Source organism: Tatumella ptyseos ATCC 33301 (genome assembly GCF_000735525.1).
Classification (GTDB): Bacteria; Pseudomonadota; Gammaproteobacteria; order Enterobacterales; family Enterobacteriaceae; genus Tatumella; species Tatumella ptyseos.
In genome coordinates, this window is sequence record NZ_JMPR01000071.1 from 1 (window position 1) to 344 (window position 344).

General features: G+C 48.3%; 1 pseudogene. It reads left to right on the forward strand.

Annotated features, from left to right (window positions below):
* Positions 1-71 precede the first annotated feature (71 nt).
* Positions 72-332: pseudogene (locus GTPT_RS16610) on the forward strand (transposase); the annotation flags it as partial.
* Positions 333-344: the final 12 nt, after the last annotated feature.

A 344-nucleotide genomic window follows, 5' to 3' on the forward strand; every position in this document is an offset into this window, starting at 1 on the left:
GGTAATCCCCCCGAAAAATCGGTGTGTTCATAAGTAGAATTCTCTACTAACCTGAATTCAGGGGGATCTCTATGAAGCGATCACGTTTTACTGACAGCCAGATCATCGCCATTCTTAAGCAGGCGGAAGCGGGTACTCCGGTACCTGAATTGTGCCGGGAACATGGCATCAGCAGTGCCAGTTTTTATAAATGGCGTTCGAAGTTTGGCGGGATGGATGCTGCCCTTATGTCCCGCCTGAAAGAACTGGAAGAGGAAAATCGTCGTCTCAGGAAGATGTATGCCGAAGAACGGCTGAAGTCTGAAATCATTCAGGAAGCCATGGCAAAAAAGTGGTAAAGCCGT